The organism is Bifidobacterium aerophilum (genome assembly GCF_010667685.1).
GTDB lineage: Bacteria > Actinomycetota > Actinomycetes > Actinomycetales > Bifidobacteriaceae > Bifidobacterium > Bifidobacterium aerophilum.
Genome location: NZ_WHZW01000009.1, coordinates 77,129 through 100,333 on the forward strand (window position 1 = coordinate 77,129; position 23,205 = coordinate 100,333).

15 protein-coding genes and 4 tRNA genes are annotated in these 23,205 nt (G+C 64.7%); 6 read left to right on the top strand and 13 right to left on the bottom strand.

The annotated features are described in order from the left end of the window. Positions 1–156: 156 nt before the first annotated feature. Positions 157–230 (bottom strand) — tRNA-Gly (locus GFD25_RS05500). Between the two features lie 774 nt (positions 231–1,004). Between GFD25_RS05500 and GFD25_RS05505 the strand changes: the two genes are divergently transcribed. Beyond that, complete coding sequence (locus tag GFD25_RS05505; protein ID WP_163230749.1) at positions 1,005–1,871, top strand: MraY family glycosyltransferase; 867 nt, start codon at positions 1,005–1,007, stop codon at positions 1,869–1,871. Positions 1,872–2,455: 584 nt separating this feature from the next. Here GFD25_RS05505 and GFD25_RS05510 read toward each other — a convergent pair. From GFD25_RS05510 to GFD25_RS12535, 3 genes are all read right to left on the bottom strand, one after another. Beyond that, positions 2,456–2,531: transfer RNA gene (locus GFD25_RS05510), tRNA-Phe, on the bottom strand. 49 nt (positions 2,532–2,580) lie between these two features. After that, positions 2,581–2,654 (bottom strand) — tRNA-Asp (locus tag GFD25_RS05515). 187 nt (positions 2,655–2,841) lie between these two features. Continuing rightward, positions 2,842–4,032 (bottom strand): DUF4190 domain-containing protein, encoded by a 1,191-nt coding sequence (locus GFD25_RS12535; RefSeq protein WP_204314786.1) that lies wholly within the window; start codon positions 4,030–4,032, stop codon positions 2,842–2,844. A 219-nt stretch (positions 4,033–4,251) separates the two neighbouring features. Between GFD25_RS12535 and GFD25_RS05525 the strand changes: the two genes are divergently transcribed. Further along, entirely contained in the window at positions 4,252–4,872 is a 621-nt protein-coding gene (locus GFD25_RS05525; RefSeq protein ID WP_163230751.1) for a PH domain-containing protein, read from the top strand. Beyond that, the gene (locus tag GFD25_RS05530) at positions 4,869–6,551 is read left to right on the top strand and encodes a PH domain-containing protein (protein ID WP_163230753.1); all 1,683 of its coding nucleotides are present in this window, start codon (positions 4,869–4,871) and stop codon (positions 6,549–6,551) included. The genes GFD25_RS05525 and GFD25_RS05530 overlap by 4 nt, the downstream gene beginning before the upstream one ends. A gap of 133 nt (positions 6,552–6,684) precedes the next feature. On the opposite strand, the gene GFD25_RS05535 is transcribed toward GFD25_RS05530, so the two are convergent. The 3 genes from GFD25_RS05535 to leuC all read right to left on the bottom strand — a co-directional run bounded on the left by GFD25_RS05535 (position 6,685) and on the right by leuC (position 13,331). Then, a complete protein-coding gene (locus tag GFD25_RS05535; protein WP_163230755.1) occupies positions 6,685–10,821 on the bottom strand; it encodes a DEAD/DEAH box helicase in 4,137 nt (1,378 codons plus the stop codon). 297 nt (positions 10,822–11,118) lie between these two features. Beyond that, a complete protein-coding gene (gene leuD / locus GFD25_RS05540; RefSeq protein WP_163230757.1) occupies positions 11,119–11,811 on the bottom strand; it encodes a 3-isopropylmalate dehydratase small subunit in 693 nt (230 codons plus the stop codon). Between the two features lie 116 nt (positions 11,812–11,927). Further along, complete coding sequence (gene leuC / locus GFD25_RS05545) at positions 11,928–13,331, bottom strand: 3-isopropylmalate dehydratase large subunit (RefSeq protein WP_163230759.1); 1,404 nt, start codon at positions 13,329–13,331, stop codon at positions 11,928–11,930. A gap of 286 nt (positions 13,332–13,617) precedes the next feature. Between leuC and GFD25_RS05550 the strand changes: the two genes are divergently transcribed. Beyond that, complete coding sequence (locus GFD25_RS05550) at positions 13,618–14,418, top strand: IclR family transcriptional regulator (RefSeq protein ID WP_420837546.1); 801 nt, start codon at positions 13,618–13,620, stop codon at positions 14,416–14,418. A 48-nt stretch (positions 14,419–14,466) separates the two neighbouring features. Here the strand turns inward: GFD25_RS05550 and GFD25_RS05555 are convergent, their stop codons facing one another. Next, positions 14,467–15,810 (bottom strand): metallophosphoesterase, encoded by a 1,344-nt coding sequence (locus GFD25_RS05555; RefSeq protein ID WP_163230761.1) that lies wholly within the window; start codon positions 15,808–15,810, stop codon positions 14,467–14,469. 226 nt (positions 15,811–16,036) lie between these two features. Here GFD25_RS05555 and GFD25_RS05560 point away from each other — a divergent pair, with 226 nt between their 5' ends. Then, positions 16,037–16,705 (top strand): DedA family protein, encoded by a 669-nt coding sequence (locus GFD25_RS05560; RefSeq protein ID WP_163230763.1) that lies wholly within the window; start codon positions 16,037–16,039, stop codon positions 16,703–16,705. A gap of 143 nt (positions 16,706–16,848) precedes the next feature. Beyond that, positions 16,849–16,921 (top strand) — tRNA-Ala (locus GFD25_RS05565). Between the two features lie 164 nt (positions 16,922–17,085). Here the strand turns inward: GFD25_RS05565 and GFD25_RS05570 are convergent. The 5 genes from GFD25_RS05570 to tmk all read right to left on the bottom strand — a co-directional run bounded on the left by GFD25_RS05570 (position 17,086) and on the right by tmk (position 22,914). After that, positions 17,086–18,603 carry a formate--tetrahydrofolate ligase gene (locus GFD25_RS05570; protein ID WP_163230765.1) on the bottom strand — a complete coding sequence of 506 codons (1,518 nt, stop codon included), beginning with the start codon at positions 18,601–18,603 and terminating at the stop codon, positions 17,086–17,088. A 142-nt stretch (positions 18,604–18,745) separates the two neighbouring features. After that, positions 18,746–20,392: a C69 family dipeptidase gene (locus tag GFD25_RS05575; protein ID WP_163230767.1), complete on the bottom strand. Its 1,647-nt coding sequence runs from the start codon at positions 20,390–20,392 to the stop codon at positions 18,746–18,748. 63 nt (positions 20,393–20,455) lie between these two features. Further along, on the bottom strand, positions 20,456–21,010 hold the full coding sequence (locus GFD25_RS05580) for a YbhB/YbcL family Raf kinase inhibitor-like protein (protein ID WP_163230769.1): 555 nt from the start codon (positions 21,008–21,010) through the stop codon (positions 20,456–20,458). A gap of 69 nt (positions 21,011–21,079) precedes the next feature. Further along, a complete protein-coding gene (locus GFD25_RS05585; protein ID WP_163230771.1) occupies positions 21,080–22,255 on the bottom strand; it encodes a DNA polymerase III subunit delta' in 1,176 nt (391 codons plus the stop codon). Further along, positions 22,252–22,914: a dTMP kinase gene (gene tmk / locus GFD25_RS05590; RefSeq protein ID WP_163230773.1), complete on the bottom strand. Its 663-nt coding sequence runs from the start codon at positions 22,912–22,914 to the stop codon at positions 22,252–22,254. Before tmk ends, GFD25_RS05585 begins: the two co-directional genes overlap by 4 nt. Between the last annotated feature and the right edge of the window lie 291 nt (positions 22,915–23,205).

The window sequence follows — 23,205 nt, forward strand, 5'->3', positions numbered from 1 at the left end:
CGTCGGCAATACGGACATCCACGTCCGGCGTGTCTATCCACAGTTTGGTCACGGGTGTGGCGCGCAGCGATCCGATCCCGCACCATCCACGCTCCGAGAATCCCCGCATCTTCGCGCGGATAACAAAAAACCGGCGTCAGCGCGCCGGTTCCGAAGTGGAGCGGATGACGGGAATCGAACCCGCGTAATCAGTTTGGAAGACTGAGGCTCTACCATTGAGCTACATCCGCGCTGTGCCGCTTGATGCGACTTGTGCAATTATACACATTCGCCCGCAAATGGCAAGTGGCTCCACCAACTGACCATCTGCCTCCCCGCCTAGTGGGTTTCGATGTTCGCGGCCACGCCAGACGCGTCAGCCATCCGCATTCACCGCTCGATTCATCGGCCGTCGTTCTCCGGAACAGCGGTCAAGGTGCTTGGGGCGACTCCGTTATTCCCGTGCCGATGAGGTCATTCGGGTTTTGACGAGGTTCCGTCATTTGCTGACGCGCCATCGTGCCACGGTAGACGCGTTGATCGTTTGCCGTCGCTACCGTGGCGAGTTTTCGTGCCACGGTAGAAGATAATCGGCGAAAAATCGTTACCGTGGCACACGCGCTCGCCACGGTAACGACGGCAAGCGCTTAACGCATGAACCAAGACAACACACGTCCTCACAAAAGCCCGGAATTCCGCCGTTCTCGTATCGATCGTATTTCCCCATCATCACATCGCTCGCCACAGTACCCCGAAATCGTCCGAAAACCTCTACCGTGGCACGCACAGGCCCCAAAGGCGGAGTATCGCACCCGCCGTCCCCGCTTCACCCATCACACTCATCCACAATCCAGCACCGGCAGCACACGGAGAAACTACACTCCCACCCAGCTCATCCCGGCCCCACCAAGCTCGAACCCGACCGGTTCACAACGCCCCGCACACCTTGTGAACCGTTTCATGATTCACCACCCCGCGCGGTCTAGGATGGAACCGTTGCCGGGGAACTCGCAAATGGGGAAATCATGAGCATGCCAACATATCCGCAGCCGACGCGCACGCAATACGGGCAATATCAGGCACGACCGCAATCGGTGTGGCCCGAACAGCCCTATCCAACGCCGGATACGCAATGGCCGATCGTCGCGCAAACGTATGATCCGACGCCAGAACTGCGCCGCCATGACCGCGCGGTGATCCGCTGGGTATGCATCACGGCCGCATTGGCCGCATCGCTTCTGATCATGTCGACCATATGGACACTCGATGAGGCCAGTACGGCATACGTGCTGATCGGCACCGCGCTGATCTTCTCGTTCGTCATGCTGCTGGAGGATATATATGAGGACCTGCGACAGCGCAAGCTGCCGACCTCCGAAGGCTTCGTGATCACCGGGCGCATGATCCAACAGGCGTACGAGAACACGATCCCCATCCAACGGCTCTCCCTGTCCACGCCGATCATCATGCACGACCCGTTCAACACCGACGACCTGAGCTATTTCACCCACTATCAGATCTGTCCCAACGAAGTCTATCTGCTCTGGTTCAATCCGACCACACGCACGCACTCGTACCTGCTGTATTGGAGCGAACGCGGGTATGACGGGCTAAATACCGGCTGGTTCGGCAAATACCGGATGGCCTCATACGCGAAACCCACGCCGCGCGCATTACGGATATCGCAGCGGTTCATGAGACGGACAGCCGCCAAATCCCACGTCGATCTGCGCATGCGGCCGTGCATGCTTGAGGTGAACGGCATCCGCGCGCGAATCATCCTGCCGCCGAACGCGCCGGAGCTGGAGACCGGCGGGCAGGACCCGCACATCAGCGCGGCCATCGACGGCGTCGCCATGCTCAAGGACACTTTCGCGCCCGACCGTCGGTAGTCCTTTTCTCTCATTCCTCCGCGCGCATGACGCCCATTCCAAGGCCGCCGCCGAGAGGCCGTGCGTGGCGGTGGCCCCGTTCCGTGCGTCCTAGCCAAGACAGAGTTCCGGCCGGAGCATCCCCGCCGGGTTTCACGGAGTTGCCGCACTTCTTTTGTGCCACGGTAGGGAAAAATCAGCGGAAAATCGTTGCCGTGGCACGCTCGTTTGCCACGGCAACGACGGCAATCGATTAACGCGCGAACCGGGACAATGCATATCTTCGCAAAACCGCGGAATTCCGCCATTCCTCAAAATGACGGCATTTCCCCACCATCGCGGCACTTGCCACGGTAGCCCAAAAACACCCAAAATCCGCTACCGTGGCACATCAACGCACACCAGCACACCCACCACGCGATAGGCATGGCGCCGAATAGAGGCACATACCAGAGAATCCTGCCCCGACCCGCAAATGCGACGGAACCCCCAGAATAAGACACACTTTTCTTTACTTAACCCGAACACCGAACCGCCCCAAGGCGCCGTGTCAATCCAGTCCGAAAACGAAGAAACCCCGCAAACCGAAGCTTGCGGGGTTTTGGTGGTGGCTCCGAGCGGCATCGATCCGCTGACCTAACGATTTTCAGTCGTTCGCTCTACCAACTGAGCTACAGAGCCAGTGAACAGTTGAAAAAACCCGGCGAACCGGGTTTCTTAGCTATTCAAGCGACCCCGGCCGGACTTGAACCGGTGACCTCCGCCGTGACAGGGCGGCGCTCTAACCAACTGAGCTACGGGGCCGTGTTGTTTTCGTTGTTTCGAAGCAACGAGTAGATATATTACAGATATCCGGCAGGAGTGCAACTCTCGGCGTGTCGCGCTTTGGAATCACATCGAAAAACAGCCCAAAACCGTTGAAAACATTGGGCTCAGAGGATATCACCATCCTCTGAGCCCAATCGCCGCGATTTTCCCGTTCAAACCTCGTTCAGGCCACGAATTCGACCTCATAACCGCCGAAAACGCCCTTCATCGGCGTGTCGCCGACTGGCCGAACAACGTTGCCGCCGGCATCAATGGTTACTTCGTTCTGATCATCCGCTCCATCAATGCCGTCAAGCTGATCCTGCGACCCGTCAAGACCATCAAGATCGTCACCAAGACCGTCGTCAAGATCGTCAAGACCGTCCGACCCGTCAGAGCCACCCAGATCATCCGGATCGATCCCCCACTGACCGAGATCTCCGAAGCTCATGCATTCGCCGTTGATGGTCACGTCGCACGATGCCGCGCTGTCAGCCCCGTAATCGGTGTAGCTGTAGTCGTATGACTTGAGCGTCGTGTTCCACGCCCACGCCAGGAACACGGCGAACAGGATGCCGATCAGCGTGAACACCGCGCCGATCACGATGCCCGCGACCGCCATGTTCCGGCTCTTGCCGCCGTTCTTGTTGATCTGCATCAGCGCGATGATCGACAGCACCAGGCCGACCAGCGGGAACAGGAACGACAGCACGAATCCGACGATGCACAGCGTGTTCCAACGCTCGTTCACCGACGTCACGTACGGGATGTTGTAATAGTACGACGCGCCCTGCGGCGGATACGGCTGTCCGGGCTGTCCCGCGCCGGGCTGCGGCTGGCCGTACCCGTACCCCTCCTGCGTATAAGGACTGCCCGCTGGCTGACCATACTGCTGACCGTACTGCGCACCGCCCGGCACCGGCTGGGAGGACGCATATCCCGCGCCCGTCGCCTCACCGGCGCCCGCCGTGCCGGGATCCGACGGCTGCTGCGCGTACTGCGCGCCGTAGGACTGCGACTGCTGAGCCTCGCCGTACGCCGGCTGCTGCGCATACGGGACACCTGCCGGCTGGCCGTACTGCTGGCCGTAGGACTGTTCGCCGTATGACTGCGGCGCGTCACCATACGACTGCTGCGGCTGGAACGGATTGGCGGACTGATTCGTTTCAGGCGCCGACGGACCGGCCGGAGACTGCGCCCCCTGCGCATACGCCGGCTGACCATAACCCGCGTCGTGGCCGAGAGAGGACTGGCCATAGTCCGGCTGGCCATAACCGGAAGAGGAGGAATCGAATTGGGGATCGGAGGACGGATTGCTGCCGGGTTGCGGATCGTTGCCGAACGGGACCTGCGGCGTTGCGTTGTTATCGCTCATGACCCCAGTCTAGACCCGTCGCCCGCGAACCGGTAGACCGACGTCCGACAAACCGCATCTCCCCGCCAGCCCACGCCCGGCCGACGCGCGCCCATCGCCCACGCCCGGCCGAACGCCGAACGATTCGCGACTGCACCCGCAGACGCCGACCAGGAACGGCCAGCGCGGCAACGCGTCCTGTCGCGTACAGTGATACGTACACCGACGAAGGGGAAATCAATGAACGATCCGCAGACCGATACGTCTCACGCCGAGCCGGTCGAGACGGTCGATCCGGCCGAATCAACCACTACGGCCGAATCAACCATCGCCGCAGACTCGAACAACCCAACCGCCCCGACCAATGCGACAATCCACCACCACGTCGCATGGCAGCCGTATCCCGAACGTATCCGGCGCATGTGGCTGACAGACGAGGCGCTGCGGTTCGTCTTCTGGCTCGCGGTGTGCGTCGCCGCAGCCGTGATCTGCCGGTTGAACGGCTGGTGGCGCTGGCAGCCGATCGTCATCGGCCTGCTCGCCGCGGTCAATGTGCTGGATTTCGCGTCGCAGCCGTTGCAGACGCGATACAAGTACGCGTTCCACCGGTTCATGATCGGCGACCGGTTCCTGCGCATACGCACGGGATGGCTGTTCCGCTCGACCGTCACGGTCCCGTACAACCGCGTGCAGCACGTGGACACGAAGCAGGGGCCGTTGCTGCGCAGGTTCGGTCTGACGACGATCATGATCCACACGGCTGCCGGCGAACACGAGATCGCCTCGTTGGATTCGGCCGAGGCGGAACGCATGACGGCGCTGATCGCCGACCGCGTCGCCGCAGCGAAGGAGGACCTGTGACGGACGACGCCCATGGCCACGCCAGCTGGCGCAGGCTGCATCCGGCCGCGCTGATCGTCGGTGTGATCGACTCGCTCAAATCGACGATCGGCATCCTCCTTGCCATCGTCGGCTACCGCATCATCCGCAACGGATGGTCGTCGTGGATCCTCATCGGCGCGGTTGCGCTCATCCTCGCGCTCACCGTCGTGCCGGCGGTCACGGAATGGACGACGACGGGCTACCGGCTGGGCGCGGATTCGCTGGAGTTCCGCACCGGACTGTTCTCCCGCAAGCGCCGCACGATCGGCTATGCGACGATCCACGCGATCGACATCGCGTCCCCGGTGTATTTCCAGCCGTTCGGCGTGGTACGGCTGACGATCACGGCCGCCGGATCGGACGCCGATATCACGCTCGACGCGGTGCCGGTCGCGTTGCGGCTCGAACTCGAATCGCTGCGGTCGGCCAGTCACGCCGTGCACGCCGACGACGACCGTTGCGGAGTGCACGACAGCGCCGACGCTTCCGTCTCACGCGCCGCGTCGTCCGCGTCGTCCGCGTCATCCGCAACACCCGCAACCGATGCGGCCGCCACGCGCACCACAGCACCGGCACCAGAACCAACACCAACACCAGCACCAGCACCAGCACCAACGTCTTCCGACGCCGATCATCCGGTGTTCCGCGCCTCCATGCGCGACATCCTCCTGTTCGCGGTCACCGACCTCGGCTTCCTCGCCGCGGCGCTCGCGGTCTACGCGGCCTTCGACAAGGTCGGCGATCTCATTCCGCGCGCATGGATGCGCACGGCCACGCAATCGGTCAGCGCGATCGTCGCGCACGGCGTGCTGTCGATCATGCTGCTCGCGTTGGGCTGCATGATCGCGCTCATGATCGTGAGCATCGTCTCGGCGCTGCTGCGGTTCTACGGTTTCGAAGTATGGCGGCGCAACGACGATCTCGTGGTCGTGCGCGGCCTGTTCACGCGCCGCACGATGACGCTGCCGGTCAGCCGTATCCAGACGATCACGATCCGGCAATCGCTGCTGCGTCGGCCGTTCCATCTGTGTTCGGTGAGTCTCGGATTGAGCTCGGCGGTCGGCGACGACGACGCGAACGACGGCAGCGATTCGGCGAACATTCTGCCGGTCGTCAGTGCGCGGCGGGTGGTCGCGCTGCTGCGCGCGATACTGCCGGAGTGGGATGTGCGTGACGATCTGCCGATACGACGCACGGGACGCGGGCTGACGCGGTATTACGTGACGCTGCCGTCCGTGCTTGGCGCGGTCGCGACGGTCGCGGCGGTCATGGTCGTGACGGTGCAGGGTTGGACGGATGATTGTCTGCCGTGGATGATTCCGGCGGTGCCGTTCGCGCTCTGCGCATGGTGGACGGCCAGTCGATGGCTGCGTTCGCGGACCGAGGGTTATGCGCTGATGGACGACACAGCGGATGGCGGGACGCTTCCCCATCGCATCACGGTGACCGGCGCTCGTGGGCTGACGCGGTTCACGCTGGTCACCCGTCGTTCGCGCGTGCAGGCGGTGATCCGCGAAACGGCGTTATGGCGAGCCTCACGCGGCATCGAAACCCTGGTGATGCCCCTGTTCGTCACCAATGACGCCGACGAGCTGCGGTTCCGGTTCATCCGTCGGTCCGACGGCGACCATCTCGCCGCCTGGCTCGAATCCGCCTGACATCCCAGACTCCCGGACACGGTCGCCGAAGGGGGACGGTGACCGCCGACCTCATCCCCATCCCGGGCATGCGGCCGACGAGCCCGTCCTTTTCGGCCGCATGCCCGTTACGGGGTTACGAGGGTTACGTCCGCTACCCGAGCAGCGCGAGCAGGTCGTCCTTGGTCAGGGCCGCGACGGAGCGGCCGGTGGACGACGACGCGGCGTCCACGAACCGTTCCGCCAGATCGGTTTTCGACCGCTGCAGGTTGAGAATGCGCTCCTCGATCGTGTCCTTGGCGACGATCTGGTACACGTTCACGTCCTGCGTCTGCCCGATGCGGTGCGCGCGATCGGTGGCCTGGTTCTGCGCGGCCGCGTTCCACCACGGGTCGGCGTGCACGACCACGCACGCGCCGGTCAGGTTCAGTCCGGTGTTTCCGGCCTTGAGCGAGATGAGGAACACGGGCGTCTCGTCGTTGTTGAACTGGTCGACCAGCTCGAGACGCCGCTTTTTCGGCGTCGCACCGGTGATCGTGTCGTAAGCGACGCCGTTCGCGCGCAGCCGTTCGGCGATCAGATCGAGATAGCTGGTGAACTGCGAGAAGATCAGCATCTTGCGGCCGGCGTCGCGGCACGAGTCGACGAGTTCGGCGATCGCGTCGAGCTTGGCGGAGCTGATCTTGCCCGGTTTGGCGGACGGTTTGGCGGCCGACTTGCCCGCCGTTTTGCCCGTACCCGGTTTGGCCGCCGATCCGACGCCCGAACCGACATCCGGCACGCCGCCGGGAGCGCCTGTCCCGCCCGTACCGCTTCCCGCATTGTCGTACAGCAGTCGCGGATCGCAGCACACCTGCCGCAACCGGGTCAGCTGCGCGAGGATCTGGATCTTGCCGGTGTTGAAATCGGCCGGCTTCTGCTTGAGGATCGCGGACCGCAGCTGCTGTTCGAGCGCGGCGTACAGTTTGCGCTGTTCGCCGGCGAGCTGCACGGTGATGACGTTCTCGATCTTGTCGGGCAGGTCCTTGAGCACCTGCGACTTGAGCCGGCGCAGGATGAACGGGCCGACGAACGCCTGCAGCTTGGCCTGCACCGCGTCGTCGCCGCTGAGGATCGGCATTTCGAACCGGTCGCGGAAGTGCGCGTAGCTGCCGAGGATGCCGGGCATGAGGAAGTCGAAGATGCTCCACAGTTCGCTCAGTCGGTTTTCGATCGGCGTGCCGGTGAGCGCGAACCGATGGTCGGCCGCGATCGCGCGCACGGCCTTCGACGCCTTGGTGGCCGCGTTCTTGATGTATTGCGCCTCGTCGAGCGCCATGCAGAAGAACCCGATCCCCGCATAGTCGTCGATGTCGCGGCGCAGCAGATCGTACGAGGTGATGATGAGGTCGGGCACGTTGCCGACCCCAGCCTCACCCGCCCGCACGCGCAGCCCGTCGAGGATCGCGCGGCGGGCCGCCTTGGTACCGGCGACCGTTTCGACGCGCAGTCCGGGCGCGAATTTGGCCGCTTCGGCCGCCCAGTTGTACACCAGCGACGCCGGGCACACGATCAGGCTCGACCGTCCGGCGGCGCGCGCCTCGTCGCGCCGAGACAGCAGGAACGCCAGCAGCTGCACGGTTTTGCCCAGGCCCATCTCGTCGGCGAGGATGCCGCCGAATCCCTTGTCGCACACCGCGTTGAGCCAGCGGAATCCTTCGGCCTGATACGGGCGCAGCACGTCGGCCAGCGAGTCGGGCACGTGATAACGGGCCGGATCAATCACGCGCAGATCGTCCAGATACGCGCGGAAACTCGCGTCCTTGCCGGCGTCGTCGACCTGACGGTCGAGATAGTACGCCTCGAACGCGGGGACGGCGAGCGCGCCGGATTCGAGGTCGGCGGCGCGCAGTCCCAGATCCGCGGCGATCTCGTCCACGGCGGACGTGTCGACCGTGCGCATGTCGACGAACGCGCCATTGCGCAGCCGGTGGAACCGCTTGCGTTTGCGGTAGCCGGCGAGCAGCGCGGCCACGTCGTCGGGGTCGATTTCGTCGGCGATCGGCGAGATTTCCACCAGTCCGGATTTGACGGACAGGCCGACCTTGATGGTGGGCCGCGGCATGGCGGTCAGACCGTCGAACGCGGGCGTGGCGTACACGTCACCGAGGCCGCGCAGGACCGGCAGTCCTTCGGTGAGCAGCCGGTAGACGGCCTCGTCGTCCTTGTCGGACAGGAATGCGACCGCTCCGGACGGTCGCGGGAAATAATGGAGCACGGCCTCCACGGCGAGCCGTTCCGCGTCCTTGTCGCGCAGACGGTCGTCGGGCGTGTTGCCGATGCCGTCGAAGACGTGGTATCGCTTGGCGCCGTAGCGCGCCTGCACGTCGCAGGTGATGCCGGCGAGGTCGCGGTCGAGGTAGATCGCGATGCGGCATGGCACGCGCACGAGCCGCAGCAGTTCGGGCGGCAGGTCGATGCGCAGGCCGCCGGGCGCACGGTTGGTGTCGTCGTCGATCGTCGACGTCGGCACTGCGGGATCGTCGGAGGATCCGGACTTCGAATCGGCACCGGACCGACTGGCGTCACTCTGGCTGCCGGCTCCGGTCAACAGCGGCAACATCGTGCGCGCAAACATCGCCACGTCGGCCGCGCCGAGATACAGCGACGCACGTTCGTCGTCGCCGCACAGCAGTTCCAGCAGCTCGCGGTTGCCGGCGAGTCCGGCATCGCAGCGGTAGATCGTGGCCGGTTTCGCGGACGATTGCGCGCGTACGGCGTTGGCCCGCAGCCAGTCCACCACGTCGCCACCGCTGGCAATGCCGTCGGGAAATCCGTTCACGAACGGTCCGCCGATGCCGGACGGCGTACTTCCACCGTGCTTCGATCCGGCCTCGGTTCCGGCCGTGGCATCGTTGCCGGCCGTGCCATGACCGCCGGCGACCGTCGTGTCCGCGTCGAGCACCGCCTGCGACAGCGGCCGCACGATCAGATACGTCGCCCGCTGACCGACGATGAACCGTTCCACGCACTGCGTGTGCCGCAGAAAATAACCGCTTTGACTGACGTCGCCTTCGCCGGACCGCGCGTCCTCCACGGTCCCGCCGCCATCCTCCGACGTTCCACTACCGTCCGCGCGTTCCATCGACAGGCCAAGATCGGGCGTGCCGTCCACGACGCGCGCCGGCATGGATGGCATGTAGTACCGCGCGGACGGCGCATAGTCGATCGTCTCATCCGTGCCGACGATCACGTCGAGCAGATCGGCGATCTCGCCGTCCGACAGCCGCATGCCGGACGCGTCGGTCTTGCGGAAGCTTTCGTATGGATCGCTGCCGATCGAGCCGCGGATGGTCTGCGCGCGCCCGATGATGCCGAGAATGTCCTGCGAGCGCCGGTCGAACGCGTCGCGGGTGTGGATGAACGCGAGTTTCTTGCCGTATGAGACGAATTCCTGGTTGGCGACCGCGTCGAGCAGGCCGGGAATGTCCTTGACGACGTACGAGATGTTGCGCGACGGCACCTGGATGCGCAGTTTGATGACGCAGCCGGTCGCATCGTGCGTTTCCAGGGTGAGTCGGAGGGATACGCTGCCGATGGGCATGTGGCGGACGGCGCCGGTCCGGCCGCCCGCACTGGTGCCGCCCGCGTCGGCGATGCTGCCGATTTCCTTGAGCAGGTCGAGCTGGCGGTTTTTCGCCGTGGCCTGCATGGCCGCGTCGCGCTGGCGCATGAAGGTGGCCAGTTCGCGCGAGGTGCGGCGGGAGGGGCGGGACGGTTGGGCGATGCCGGTTCCCGGCGCGCCGTCGATGCGCTGGAACCGGTCGCGATGCTCGTCATAGGCCATGACGAGCGCGACGACGTGTTTGCAGATGTTGTAGAACCGTCCGTATGCAGGGCAGGTGCAGTGCGATGCGACGATGTCGCCGGCGTTGATGTCAGCGGAGACCTGGTAGTCGTCGGCGTAGCGGTCGGCGGCGGTGACGAGCGCGGTCAGGTGGAGGCCGTCGTCGGTTTGCGCGCAGGAGAATCCGTGCATGCGGTTCGAGGTGAGGACCTCGTGGGCGCGGAAGTAGGATTTGCCGCCGCGGCGACGCAGGACGGCGTCGCTGACGAGCGGCATGGCGCGGGCTGCGGCGGCTGTTCCGACGGATCCGAAGCGGCGGCGGACCGGTTCGCCGTAGACGTCATAGTCGTCGTCGGATCCGTCGTATGCGCCGTATGCGGGGCCGTAGTCGTCATCGCCGGAGTCGTAGCTGCGATAGCTGTCCGAGCCCGAGCGGGAGCCGTAAACCGACGCATGCCAGCCCATATATCAGTGCCCCTTCCGATGGATCATCATTCGTTCCATCGTAGTGCACGACCTGATATCACCATGGGCGGCTGGCAGTCTTCTACCGTGCGCAAACCAACGCAAGATGTCTGCTTTGCGTTGGTCTCGGTCCATTACATGCATGCCCGCGCGAGACTTTCCTAGGAATGTGTCGCGGAATACTGTTTTAGAGAGACATAGGGCGGAGTCCGCTTCTGATGTTCCTAGGGTTGTATCGCAAAAACCGGTTTTTGCGATACAACCCTAGGAACATCATCATGGCGGAGTGGGAAGGCGCTAGTCGCGGTCAGCGATCGGGCCGGCCCATTCCTCACCGGGAACCGCTTCGGGTTCGCGGGCGGAGGCGATCGGCTCTTCCGGCAGGTGCTTGGCCGGGATGGTCTTGGGCTTGAACGGGAACTTCTCGGCGCGCATCTTCTCGTAGGCGGCGATGTCGTCCTCGTGCTGGAGCGTGAGGTCGATGTCGTCGTAGCCGTTCATCAGACGCCAGCGCACGTAGTCGTTGACCTCGAACGGCAGGGTCACGTCGCCGCAGGTCACGGTGCGGTCCTCAAGCGAAACGGTCATCGTACGGCCCGGTTCCTCTTCGAGCAGCTTCCACAGCAGCTCGACGGACTCCTGCGGCATGATCGCCGCGAGCACGCCGTTCTTCGCGGTGTTGCCGTAGAAGATGTCGGCGAAGCGCGGCGCGATGACCACGCGGAAGCCGTAGTCGTGCAGCGCCCACACGGCGTGCTCACGCGAGGAGCCGATGCCGAAGTCGGGGCCGGCGACGAGGATCTGGCCCTTCGCATACTCGGGCTTGTTGAGCACGAAGTCCGGGTTGCGGCGCCACGCGTAGAACAGCGCGTCGTCGAAACCGGTCTTGGTGACGCGCTTCAGAAACACGGCCGGGATGATCTGGTCGGTGTCGACGTTGGAGCGGCGAAGCGGCACGCCCACGCCGGTCAAAGTGGTGAGTTTTTCCATACGTTTTCTCTTTCTGGTGCCCTCCTGAGAGGGTCTAACAGGCAAGCTTGTTCTCTTCCCCGGTCACCTGACGGTGACGCCCCCTCATCAGAGGGGCCAAGGCGGAATGGAATGCGTTACAGGTCGGCCGGCGAGGAGATCGTGCCGCGGATAGCGGTGGCGGCGGCGACCTGCGGCGAGGCGAGGTGCGTGCGCGAGCCCTTGCCCTGTCGGCCTTCGAAGTTGCGGTTCGACGTCGAGATCGAACGCTCGTCGGGCACGAGCTTGTCGGGGTTCATGCCGAGGCACATCGAGCAACCGGCGTTGCGCCATTCCGCGCCGAAGTCCTTGAAGATCTTGTCGAGTCCTTCCTTTTCGGCCTGCAGTCGCACGCGGGACGAGGCCGGCACGACGAGCACGCGGTGGATCGACTTGGCCTTGTGATGGCCCTTCATGATCGCCGCGGCGGCGCGCAGGTCGTCGATGCGGCCGTTCGTGCACGAGCCGATGAACACGGTGTCGACCGGGATGCTCTTGATCGGTGTGCCCGGCTCCAAGTCCATGTACTTGAGCGCGCGTTCGGCGGCGGCGCGCTTGGTCGCGTCCGCGATCTCGCTCGGCACCGGCACGTTCGCCGTGATCGGCAGGCCCTGGCCGGGGTTGGTGCCCCACGTCACGTAGGGTCCGAGCTTGGTCGCGTCGATGTCCACGACCTTGTCGAACACCGCGTCGTCGTCGGTCTTCAGCGTCTTCCAGTACTCGACCGCGCGATCCCACATCTCGCCTTCCGGCGCGTGCGGACGGCCCTTCAGGTACTCGAACGTCGTCTCGTCGGGCGCGATCATGCCGGCTCGCGCGCCGGCCTCGATGGACATGTTGCACACGGTCATGCGCTCGTCCATGCTCATCTTGCGGATCGCCTCGCCGCGGTATTCGATGACGTGGCCCTGGCCGCCGCCGGTGCCGATCTTCGCGATGATCGCGAGGATGACGTCCTTGGCGGTCGCGTCGGCCGGCAGTTCGCCGTTGACGTTGATCGCCATGGTCTTGAACGGCTTGAGCGACAGCGTCTGCGTCGCCATCACGTGCTCGACCTCGGACGTGCCGATGCCGAACGCGAGCGCGCCGAACGCGCCGTGCGTAGAGGTGTGCGAGTCTCCGCACACGATCGTCATGCCCGGCTGGGTCAGGCCCAGGATCGGCGCGAACGCGTGGACGATGCCCTGGTCGGCATCGCCCAGCGGGTGCAGGCGCACGCCGAACTCCTTGCAGTTCTTCTCCAGCGTGCTCAGCTGCAGCGCGCTCGTCTTGTCGGGGTTCGGACGGTCGATGTCGACGGTCGGCGTGTTGTGATCCTCGGTGGCGATGAGCTGATCGACATGGCGCGGCTTGCGTCCTGCGAGTCGCAGACCCTCGAACGCCTGCGGGCTGGTGACCTCGTGCATGAGCATCAGGTCGATGTACAGCAGGTCGGGTGCCCCATCGCTGCCCTTGCGCACCAAATGATCGGCCCAGACCTTTTCGGCCAGTGTCGTTCCCATTCGGAATTCCTCCTAATTTTTTCCCGCGGGGTCTTGTCCTCGCGCGTTTCTCGTGGTATACAGCCTATGGTTCGCGGGACGGTCGCAACTTGGCGCGGCCGGTATATGAGATATGGCGTGGACCATATCAAACGGGTTCGCTCGCGTTTACCTCGCAACCCGCCCGGACGCATTTTGCGTTTCACTATGTGAGATGGCATAATCAACGACTATGACTTCCAGCAGTGCAGACGAACCAAGCGCGCCCGAAGAGCGGCTTGACGACACCGAAACGGCGGATACCCAGATGACCGATCAGACAGACGATACCGATCAGAACGAGAACGAGGAGAACGAGGAGACCGAAGGCCGTGCGAACGACGGCGAGATCCATTCCGGCGTCGGCGTGCTCGACAAGACCGTGAAGATCCTCGACGCGCTCGAGTCCGGCCCGGCGACGCTCGGCCAGCTCGTCGCGGCGACCGGCCTGGCGCGCCCGACCGCGCACCGACTCGCGATCGCGCTCGAACGGCACCGTTTCGTGCTGCGCGACCAGCACAGCCGTTTCGCGCTCGGCTCGCGCTTCGCGGAGCTTGCGGCAGCCGCCGGCGAGGACCGACTGCTGACCGCGGCCGGCCCGATCCTGCAGACGCTGCTCGACCGCACCGGCGAGTCCGCGCAGATCTACCGCCGTCAGGGCGACCAGCGCGTGTGCATCGCGGCCGTGGAGCGCGCCTCCGGCCTGCGCGATTCGATCCCGGTGGGCGCGATGCTGTCGATGGAGGCCGGCTCGGCCGCGCAGATCCTGCTCGCATGGGAGGATTCCGAACGCATGCATCAGGGCCTGCGCCACGCCAAGTTCAGCGCCGCGAAGCTGGCGACCGTGCGCAAGCGCGGCTGGAGCGAATCGGTGAACGAACGCGAGGAGGGCGTGTGCTCGATCTCCGCGCCGATCCGCAACGCGTCCGGCCAGGTGATCGCCGCGATCTCGATCTCCGGCCCGTCCGGCCGCATGGGCAACGCCCCGGGCCGCCGTTACGCGCCGCTGGTGATGGCCGCCGGCAAGTATCTGACCGACGCGCTCATCAAGGCGTCCGCCGGCCGCTGACCTTCCGTTTGGCCCGGTACGACCGCTCGGTCGTACCGGGCCAAACGTTTATTTGCGCAACAGCGCACGCAATCTGCTCCACAGGGTCTTCTTGTGGAGCAGATTCATGCCTTCGGCCTCCGGCTTCACCGAGGCGATGTCATAGGAGTACGCCTTGCGGGAGCTGGGCTTGCCGACCAGATCGCCGAATTCGAGCAGCTGCGTGCGCGGATTGTACGGATGGCGGATGTCGAACTCGAACAGACGCGCCGCCCGCTTCTCCGGGGCCGGACCGTACGAGCCGAACCCGCAGGTCGGCGTCGCCACCATCATCACCCCTTCGGATTCGCCGACGAATCCGTTGCGATGGTCGTGACCGGCGACCAGGCCGAAATATCCCCCGTCGCGCAGCATCGCGAACTCGCCGCCGTCGAAATCCGGGCAGCTGATTCCCTCGCCCAGGTAACTGCCGGGCTGGGTCTTCGTCTCGTCAAGCGCGTAATAGCGCGATTCGTACGCGCGGTAGCCCTGGATCGCGCCGGGCGCGTTCGGTTCGACGACCTTGAGTAGGTCGTAGTACTGCGGCACCGGCATGTGCTGGAACGCGATCGCCTTCGCGCCCAGCGCCTCGGGCACCGAATACAGGAAGTCCAGCGTGCGCTCGTCGGGCTTGCCGTACCCGCCTTCGGGGGAATAGTCGCCCGAGTCGGCGACGGCCAGCACCAGCACGTCGCGCGTGCGTTCGGCGTCCATCACCGGCAGCGCGAACGTGCCCGGCCCGAAGGGGAGCACACGCTGGTCGGCCAATCCTGACATCGGCGCGGACTGCGGCGTCGGCATGTCGTACGTGCCGTGCGGTAGCGGTGCGGCGTTGGTCGGGCTTTCGTCCGCGCCGGCATTTGCGCCATCGCTCGCGTCGCCGTTCGTATCCGGTACGACGTTCAGGCATCCCGGCACCTGCCGGTACAGTTCGTCGAGTTCGGCGTTGCTCAGGCCGCACTGGAAGTCGTGGTTGCCGTAGGTGACGGCGAACGGCACGCCGCGTTCGACGAGCGGCTTGGTGAACGCCGCGATCTCGCCGCGCACCAGTTCGCGGGTTTCATCAAGCCGTTCCGGACGGGTCGATTTCGCCGGCGTCCAATGACGCTTGCGGAACGTGGCGGCGTAGGCGGTGTCGTATCCGGCGATCTGATTGCCGGTGAAGATCACGAGATCCGGCCGGGCGGCGTCGAGCGCGGCCGCGATCAGCCGTATCGTGTCCTTGGAGACTTTCGGACCGTCCTGCAGGTCCGCGAGCTGCAGGACGCGGAACTTGCCGGAGTTATGGAACTGCAGCCGGCCGAGCCGAGCAGAAACGGACAGCGGCCGCTCGTCGCCGCGGGTCTGATTGTCAGCCTGATTGAGTTCCGTCATGACCACAAGCGTAACCCAAATCCATAAAGGACGCTGCAAGCGTTTGGCGACGGCGGGGACGTTCCCTGCGACGTCCGCGCAACGCCCGCCGTGACGGGACGTCCGCTCTTACATGGCGGCTGGTATCGTGCTGAGGGACTGATCTGTTGACGATTGCGTCGATACTGACAGATACCGGATACCGACAACATACTGACCGACAGATACTGATACTGACAGGATATTCATGGGTTTCATCAATTTCATCATCGAACTGCTCAAGGATCCGCGCGCGGCGATCGCCAGCTGGATCGCGATGGGCGTGGCCCCCACGCTCGGCTTCATCTTCCTCATCATCTTCATCGAGACGGGCGTGGTGTTCTTCCCGTTCCTGCCCGGCGACTCGCTGCTGTTCGCGGCCGGCGTGTTCGCGGCGCCCGACGCGGCCACCGGCCAGGTCGCGCTGCCGCTGCACTACCTGCTGCCGGTCGTGTGGTGCGCACCGATCATCGGCGACCAGTGCAACTACTTCATCGGCCATTTCTTCGGCCGCCGCATCATCGAATCCGGCAAGGTCAAGGCGATGACCCCGGAGCGCATCGCCAAGACCGAGGCGATGATCGAGAAGTGGGGCCCGCTCGCGGTGTTCCTGGGCCGCTTCTTCCCCTTCATCCGCACGTTCATGCCGTTCATCTCCGGCATCTCGGGCATGCGCTGGCGCCGGTTCACGCCGTTCTCGATGCTCGGCGGCTTCGTCTGGTCGTCGCTGTTCACGCTGCTCGGCTACTTCTTCGGCAACATCCCGGCCGTGCAGCAGCACTTCGAGCTGGTGATCGTGCTGATCCTCGCCGTGTCGCTGATCCCGACGATCGTCGGTCTACTCAAGGCCAAGTTCGGCAAGAAGAAGACGGCCTGATTCCGGTCGTGCGTCCGCCCGGCTATGCGGCCTGCTGAGTGCCACGGGCGGACGCACACAAAATCTTCACAAATAGAGTTGCATTTCTTGGAGAACCCTATTATAGTGTTGCGAGTTGTCCTGCGGAGCAAGACAACATCCACGGGGCTGTAGCTCAGTTGGTAGAGCGCTTCGTTCGCATCGAAGAGGTCGTGGTTTCGATTACCATCAGCTCCACGAAGGCCGATTCCATTCCACCGGGATCGGCCTTTTTCTTTTTCTCACATGGATCCGGCACCGGACCGGAACACGTCTCGAAAACGCACTTGGCCTGTTGCCGACGTCGTACGCACGAGCATCGGCAACAGGCCAAGTCAATCGGAAATTAACCGAAAAACGGATCAGACGATCTTCGGCATCGGGGTGGTCAGCGACGTGGTCAGGTTCACGTGCACCAGACCGGCGCCCGCATGCACCTCGACCTTCTTCAGCGTCACCGTGCGCTCCTCCTCCGGGGCGCGGTCGTTGTCGGTCATCGTCGCCGGGGACTTGACCGCGACCAGCGCCAGATCGGCCAGCGAAATGCCGGCGGACTCGCACAGCTTCACGGCGGCGTCGCGCGACGGGATGAAACCGTCCTTGAGCAGCACGCGCTCGGCAGGCACGCCATACGCATGCTCGGCGACCCACTTCACGTTCTCGATCACGGACATGCCCTTATGGCTGTGCGGGCGGGCCGGCATCGAACCGTTGACCAGCACGTCGACGAACGCGTCAAGCTGATCGGACAGGCCTTCGCCGCCGTCGCGGTACAGGTTGCCGATGATCGGATCACGGAACTCCAGCTTCTTGGCGGTCTCGCGCAGCGCCGGAATCTGATCGTCCTCGCCCTCCCACAGGTTGATCAGCGGGAACGCCGGAATGTCAAGGCCTTCGAGACGGTTCACGTGGAACGGGTAACGCCACGCCAGCTCCGGATCGTCGCGCCACGTCGAAGCGCGGGTCACGACGACCGCGGCGGACGGCCACTGCGCGCCGAACTCGCGGCAGGCGATGTCCAGCCACTTCTGCGCGCCCGCGTCGGTGCCGTAACCGGCCTCGACGATGACCACGTCATGCAGCGCGCACGCCATCTCCACGGAGATCAGCGTCGGAATGCCGATCGACACGTTCGCGAACGGGCCGCCGTGCACGTACACCGGAGAGCCGTTCACGGTCTCGGTCAGGGCCGGCTTGACCGCGTCAGACAGCATGTTCGTGATGCGCCACAGATCGATGAACTCGCCGAAGGTCACGGCCTTGCCATCCTTCGTGCCGGCGATCATCTTCGACACGCGCTCGCCGATCTCGTCCATCGAACGGGACAGCACGACGATCTGCATGAGCTCGGAGGTCGGAGTGAGCACGACCTTCTCGGCCACGTTGTTCTTGCCCGCGTCCACGGTGATCGAACGCAGGGAGCGCGACGGGACCTCGGAGACGCGCGGCACGAGCACGTCGTCGAGCTTGCCCTCGTCGATCGCCTTCTCGGCGAAGGAGACGAGCAGGTTCTGAGCGGCCGCGATGGCGGCCATCTCGCCGCACAGACCCCAGTCGATGAGCTCCGGGTGGGTCAGCGACGCCTTGCCGCCGCCGGACGCGCCGCCCTTCGAGCCGGCCGCGGTGATGCCCATGCTCGGCTGGCGCAGCACGGCGGTCGCGTCGATGCCACGCGCGCGCAGCGCGTCGATGAGCGCGATCGTGGTGGTGGTCTTGCCTTCGCCGCGGGACGCCTTGAGCGGGGTGTCGGCGGTGACGAGCACGACCTTGCCGTGCTTGCGCGGCGCATCCGGGTTGGACTTGAGGTAGTCCATGTAGCCGAACGCGTCGATCTTCTTGACCAGACCGTACTGGCTGGTGAAATCCTCGATGGAGGTCATTGGCAGCAATCCTTTCTTTCCCATCGTGATTCCGTTGGCGGCTTTTCGGGCCGTGCAACGAGATGAGGGGTAGTCAGAAGATTATAGGCCAGATTATAGGCCGTACCTTCTGACTACCCCTCAGCCGGGCGTGCGAAGCGCCTTAGAAATCGGACAGGTGGAAACCGTTCTTCATCTTCATGCTGGTGTTGTACAGCACGGTGTCGAGCAGCTTGTCGGTCTCGGCCTTGAGCCGATCGGCGAGCTTCTGGTTCGCGGCGGTCAGCGTCTGACGCACGGCTTCGTTCGACCGCAGCTCGGCGATGATCTCGTCGGGCTCCATCGGCTGCACGTCGAGATCGGCGTCGTCCACGTCGAACTCGTCGAACGCGCCGTCCTCGGTCTCGTCCGCATCGTCCGCGTCATCGGACTGCGGCCACACGCCGGCGATCGCGTTGATTGCGGCGTCCGTATCGGCCACGGAGCGGTGTCCGATCGCGCCGGTCTTCTCCTGGTAACGGTCGATGGCCGGCTCGTTGTCGGCGAACTGCGCGTCGGCCAGCGCGGCGATCACGCGGTTGGCCCAGTAGAAGTTCTCGGTGGTCACGCGCGTGGTCGTGTCCTCCAGATACGCCGGCGTCGCGTCGACGTTCGTGTAGAACGGCATGAGCGTGTTGAACGGGTTGGATCCGTAGGCGATCCACTGGATCGCGCGGTTGACCTGCGGGCGGTACGGGCGGATCTGCATGACCGACAGCTGGCTCTGGCGGTTGATGCCGATCGGACGGTACATGTGCTTGGTGCGTTCGTCGCCGAGCTTGCCGTACGGATCGTACGGGGTGCCCTGATAGTGGTTCGACAGGACCCACTTGATGTCCTCGATCGTCACCTTGCGTTCGGGCTGACGGGCCCACGGGATGTCGTTGGATTCCGGCTTGTGGTCAGCGTCGGGGCCGTCCCAGACCTCGTCATACGGGTTGAGGAAACGCTGCATCGCCCATGCGCGCGGCGTGTTGTACACGTGGTCGGAGTCGGAGTGCGAGCCGAACGCGTCGCGCGGGTTGAACGGGGAGGTCGATTCGACGGACAGGTCGAGATGGTTGTCCTCGATGAACTCGGCGAGATCGGCCGAGCACATGTGGTCGGCCTGGTCGCCGAGCGCGTCGTCGAGGTCGAACTCGTCGATGCCGAGCTGGTTCGGCATGGTCACGTACGCTTCGTCCGGCACGCGCTTGGCGATCCAGTGATGGCCGCCGACCGTTTCCATCCACCAGATCTCGTTCGCGTCGGAGAACGCGGTGCCGTTCATCTCGTAGGTGCCGTACTGTTCGAGCAGTGCACCGAGACGCTCGACGCCCTCACGCGCGGTCTTGACGTACGGCAGGACGAGCGTGACGAAGTCCTCTTCGCCGATGCCGCCGGGGACTTCCGGCTCGTAATCCGGGTCGCCTTCCTTGCCGCGCGCCGGCTGATACTCGACGAACGGATCGGCGCCGCGCACGCGCTCGTTGGTGGTGAGGGTTTCGGTGGCGCTCATCGCCACGTTCGCCTCGTTGATGCCGGCTTCGCCCCAGATGCCGTCCTTGAGGTCGGCGTTCGGCGCGGCCGTGTACCGCAGCGGGGTTTCGTCACTCAGGTCGATGGTCAGGTGGGAGATCACGCTGTGGTAGATCTTCGGCTGTTCCTCGGGCTTGACGACGACGAAACGCTTCGGGTTGAACTCGCCGTTGGAGCTGTCCTCGTTGCGGGCGATGATCGTGGAACCGTCATAGCTGGCGTCCTTGCCGACCAGGATCGTGGTGCAGGCCATATATTGTTGTCCTTTCTGTGACTTCCGTATCGACTTTCGTCTTGACTTTCCGTATCCGGTGAATCACGCTTTGCCGGTAACGAAGATACCGCCCTGGTCGGGGGTTTCGCCGCAGTTTCTCAGTGCGTGAAGCAGCTCGTTCATCCAGAATCCCTGATTGAGGCCGGGCAGCGGTTCCTTGGTGCCCCACACGTGCAGGTAGTAGTCGTGGTCCTTGTCCGGCGGCTGCGGGCCGTTGTAGCGCATGATGACGGCCGGATCGCTGTCGCGGCCCACGAACTTGGACGCGGAGGAGTTGCGGCCCTGCACGGCCTCCGGGATCATCGCGGGCATCTGGCGGGAGAAGTCCGGCGGGATCTGCAATGCGTGCGAATCGTTGAAGTCGTACATGAGCGCGTCGATCGGCAGGTTCGCGACCGTCCAGTGGATCCATTCGAATCCGCACACCGGGATCGAGTCCGGATCGGTGAGGGTCCAGTGCAGGTAGCGCACGGACGGGTCGATCTGGTCGATGTAGAAGGGGAAGGAGATGACGGGCACGCCGCCATTGCGGTATTCGGGCGCGGCGGCCTTCGCGAAGTCGTCGGGCACCACCGTGAAATCAGCGGAAATCTTCATGGCTTCAGTGTATCGCGGGCGTGTGTAACGGTGCGTGGACGGGCCGAGACGCGGCATCGGCCCTGCGGATCACGGGATCAGGGCGCAGAAGAGGGCCTCGAACAGGAGGGTGGGGTTGCCGTTGCCGGCGAGGCGACGGCGGGCCGTGGCGATTTCGTCGAGGCGGCGCACCGCTCCGTCGCGCGTCAGGCGGATGGACAGTTCGGCGATCGCGGCGCGGTTTTCGAGGTTGATCAGTCCGACCGCGTCCTCCGCGTTGTTCTGCACGACGGCCACGTCGCGATAGACGGATGCGACCGAGTTGAGCGCGCGGTCGAGCACGTCGCGGCTGCGGCGGGTCGCCTGCCGTTTGAGCTCGTCCTTCTTGGCGATCTGGTTGTAGGCGCCGCGCAGGTTCGGCGGGATGCGGTCCTTCTCCCCCAGCCCGTTGAGACGGCGGAAATCGGCTTCGGCGCGCGCCGCCTGGCGTTCCACGTCGGCTTCGGCCTGGCCTTTCGCGTTGTCGATGAGGTTGCCGGCGAGCAGCACCGCGTCGGACGCGCGCGTGAGGTTCAGCACGCCGACGACGAGCTCGTCGCGGTCGGTCATGACGCGTTCGTTCGTGGCATACAGCCGGGCCACGCCGATATGGCCTTCGGCAAGCCGCGCCGCGCGGGCGGCGACGTGCTCGGTGAAACGCTCCTTGTCCGGCAGGGTCGGGTTCACGTTGCGCATGAGGAATTCGGCGACGGCCTTGTTCGACGGCACGGCGAGGTTCACGATGCGGGTTCGCGATCGGATCGTGGGCAGCACGTCCTGCGCGCTCGGTGCGCACAGCATCCAGATCGTATGCTCAGCCGGTTCTTCGATCTCCTTGAGCAGCACGTTCGTGGTGCGTTCGAGCATGCGGTCGACGTCTTCGATTATGATGATCCGCCACGGCGCGGTGCCGGGCATCTGTTCGCTGATGCCGATGAGGTCGCGCACCTCATCGATGCCGATGGTGACCTTGTTCGTGGACAGGACCGTCACGTCGGGATGCGTGCCGGCAAGGATGTCGCGCGTGGCCTTGGTCGGCTCGTCGTTCAGGCCGTGGTCAGGGCTTTCGAGCGCGGCGGCGAACGCCTTGGCCACGTTGGAGCGGCCGGAGCCGGGAGGGCCGCAGATCAGCCATGACTGCGCAATCGCCTTCGGGTCGCCGCCGGCGATGGCCTTGAGTTGTTCGACGACCGGTTTCTGGCCGACGATAGCGTCCCACACGCTCATCGCGCACCGCCCGTCGGTCCGGCGGCGGCCAGCACCTCGTCGATGTCCTCGCGAATCGCGTTCCACACCTCGCCGATCGACTCGCTCGCGTCGATCACGCGGAACCGGTCCGGCTCGGCGGTCGCCAGGTCGAGGAACGCCTGACGGGTGCGGGACTGGAACCCATCACCCGCGGACTCCATGCGATCGGCCTCATGTTGGAGCCGGGAGTGCGAAAGCTCCGGATCCATATCGAGCAGGTACGTGCGGGCCGGCAGCAGGTCGTTCGTGGCCCACATGCTCAAGGACCGGATCTCGGCGGCGGTCAGTTCGCGACCGCCCGCCTGATAGGCGAGCGACGAGTCGAGGTATCGGTCGGTGATGACGACCGCCCCGCGTTCGAGCGCCGGGCGGATGACTTCGGCGACGTGCTGGGCGCGGTCGGCGGCGAACAGCAGAGCCTCGGCGCGCGCAGCGATGTCGGCGGAGCCGTCGACATCGGAACCCTCGACGCCATGCAGCAGCATGCGGCGGATCGCCTGGCCGAGCGGGGTGCCGCCCGGTTCGCGGGTGACCACCACTTCACGCCCCTGTGCCTCAAGGTATGCACGCAACCGCTCGACCTGCGTGGTCTTGCCCACGCCGTCGACGCCCTCAAACGAAACAAACACTCCGGTCATGCCCTTCACCTTAACGCACGCGCCGTATTGACCGGCTTTCCTCAAAGTCTGAGGCAGTTTCCCTCTTCGGCAAGGGTCTTTCCACAAACTTTGAGGCAGCACTCCTGCCTGAAAGCATGGAGAACACCCCCGAATGCGGCTCGCAAGGCCGTTGCTCTGCGAGACCGCTGCCTCAAAGTTTGCAGGAAGACCCCTGCGCAGAGAAGAAACTGCCTCAAGGTTTGAGGAAAGACTGGCGAGCGCAACGTTCCAGACACAGCTGTTGAAATGTCGTGATTCCCGGCGTCAGCC

Bases quoted from the DNA above. Each gene is read 5' to 3' on its own strand.
- GFD25_RS05550 (WP_420837546.1), top strand. From the start codon at position 13,618: ATGACCGATCAGACAGACGATACCGATCAGAACGAGAACGAGGAGAAC.
- GFD25_RS05555 (WP_163230761.1), bottom strand. From the start codon at position 15,810: ATGACGGAACTCAATCAGGCTGACAATCAGACCCGCGGCGACGAGCGG.
- GFD25_RS05575 (WP_163230767.1), bottom strand. From the start codon at position 20,392: ATGGCCTGCACCACGATCCTGGTCGGCAAGGACGCCAGCTATGACGGT.
- GFD25_RS05535 (WP_163230755.1), bottom strand. From the start codon at position 10,821: ATGGGCTGGCATGCGTCGGTTTACGGCTCCCGCTCGGGCTCGGACAGC.
- leuC (WP_163230759.1), bottom strand. From the start codon at position 13,331: ATGGGAACGACACTGGCCGAAAAGGTCTGGGCCGATCATTTGGTGCGC.
- GFD25_RS05570 (WP_163230765.1), bottom strand. From the start codon at position 18,603: ATGACCTCCATCGAGGATTTCACCAGCCAGTACGGTCTGGTCAAGAAG.
- GFD25_RS05580 (WP_163230769.1), bottom strand. From the start codon at position 21,010: ATGAAGATTTCCGCTGATTTCACGGTGGTGCCCGACGACTTCGCGAAG.
- tmk (WP_163230773.1), bottom strand. From the start codon at position 22,914: ATGACCGGAGTGTTTGTTTCGTTTGAGGGCGTCGACGGCGTGGGCAAG.
- GFD25_RS05505 (WP_163230749.1), top strand. From the start codon at position 1,005: ATGAGCATGCCAACATATCCGCAGCCGACGCGCACGCAATACGGGCAA.
- leuD (WP_163230757.1), bottom strand. From the start codon at position 11,811: ATGGAAAAACTCACCACTTTGACCGGCGTGGGCGTGCCGCTTCGCCGC.
- GFD25_RS12535 (WP_204314786.1), bottom strand. From the start codon at position 4,032: ATGAGCGATAACAACGCAACGCCGCAGGTCCCGTTCGGCAACGATCCG.
- GFD25_RS05525 (WP_163230751.1), top strand. From the start codon at position 4,252: ATGAACGATCCGCAGACCGATACGTCTCACGCCGAGCCGGTCGAGACG.
- GFD25_RS05560 (WP_163230763.1), top strand. From the start codon at position 16,037: ATGGGTTTCATCAATTTCATCATCGAACTGCTCAAGGATCCGCGCGCG.
- GFD25_RS05585 (WP_163230771.1), bottom strand. From the start codon at position 22,255: ATGAGCGTGTGGGACGCTATCGTCGGCCAGAAACCGGTCGTCGAACAA.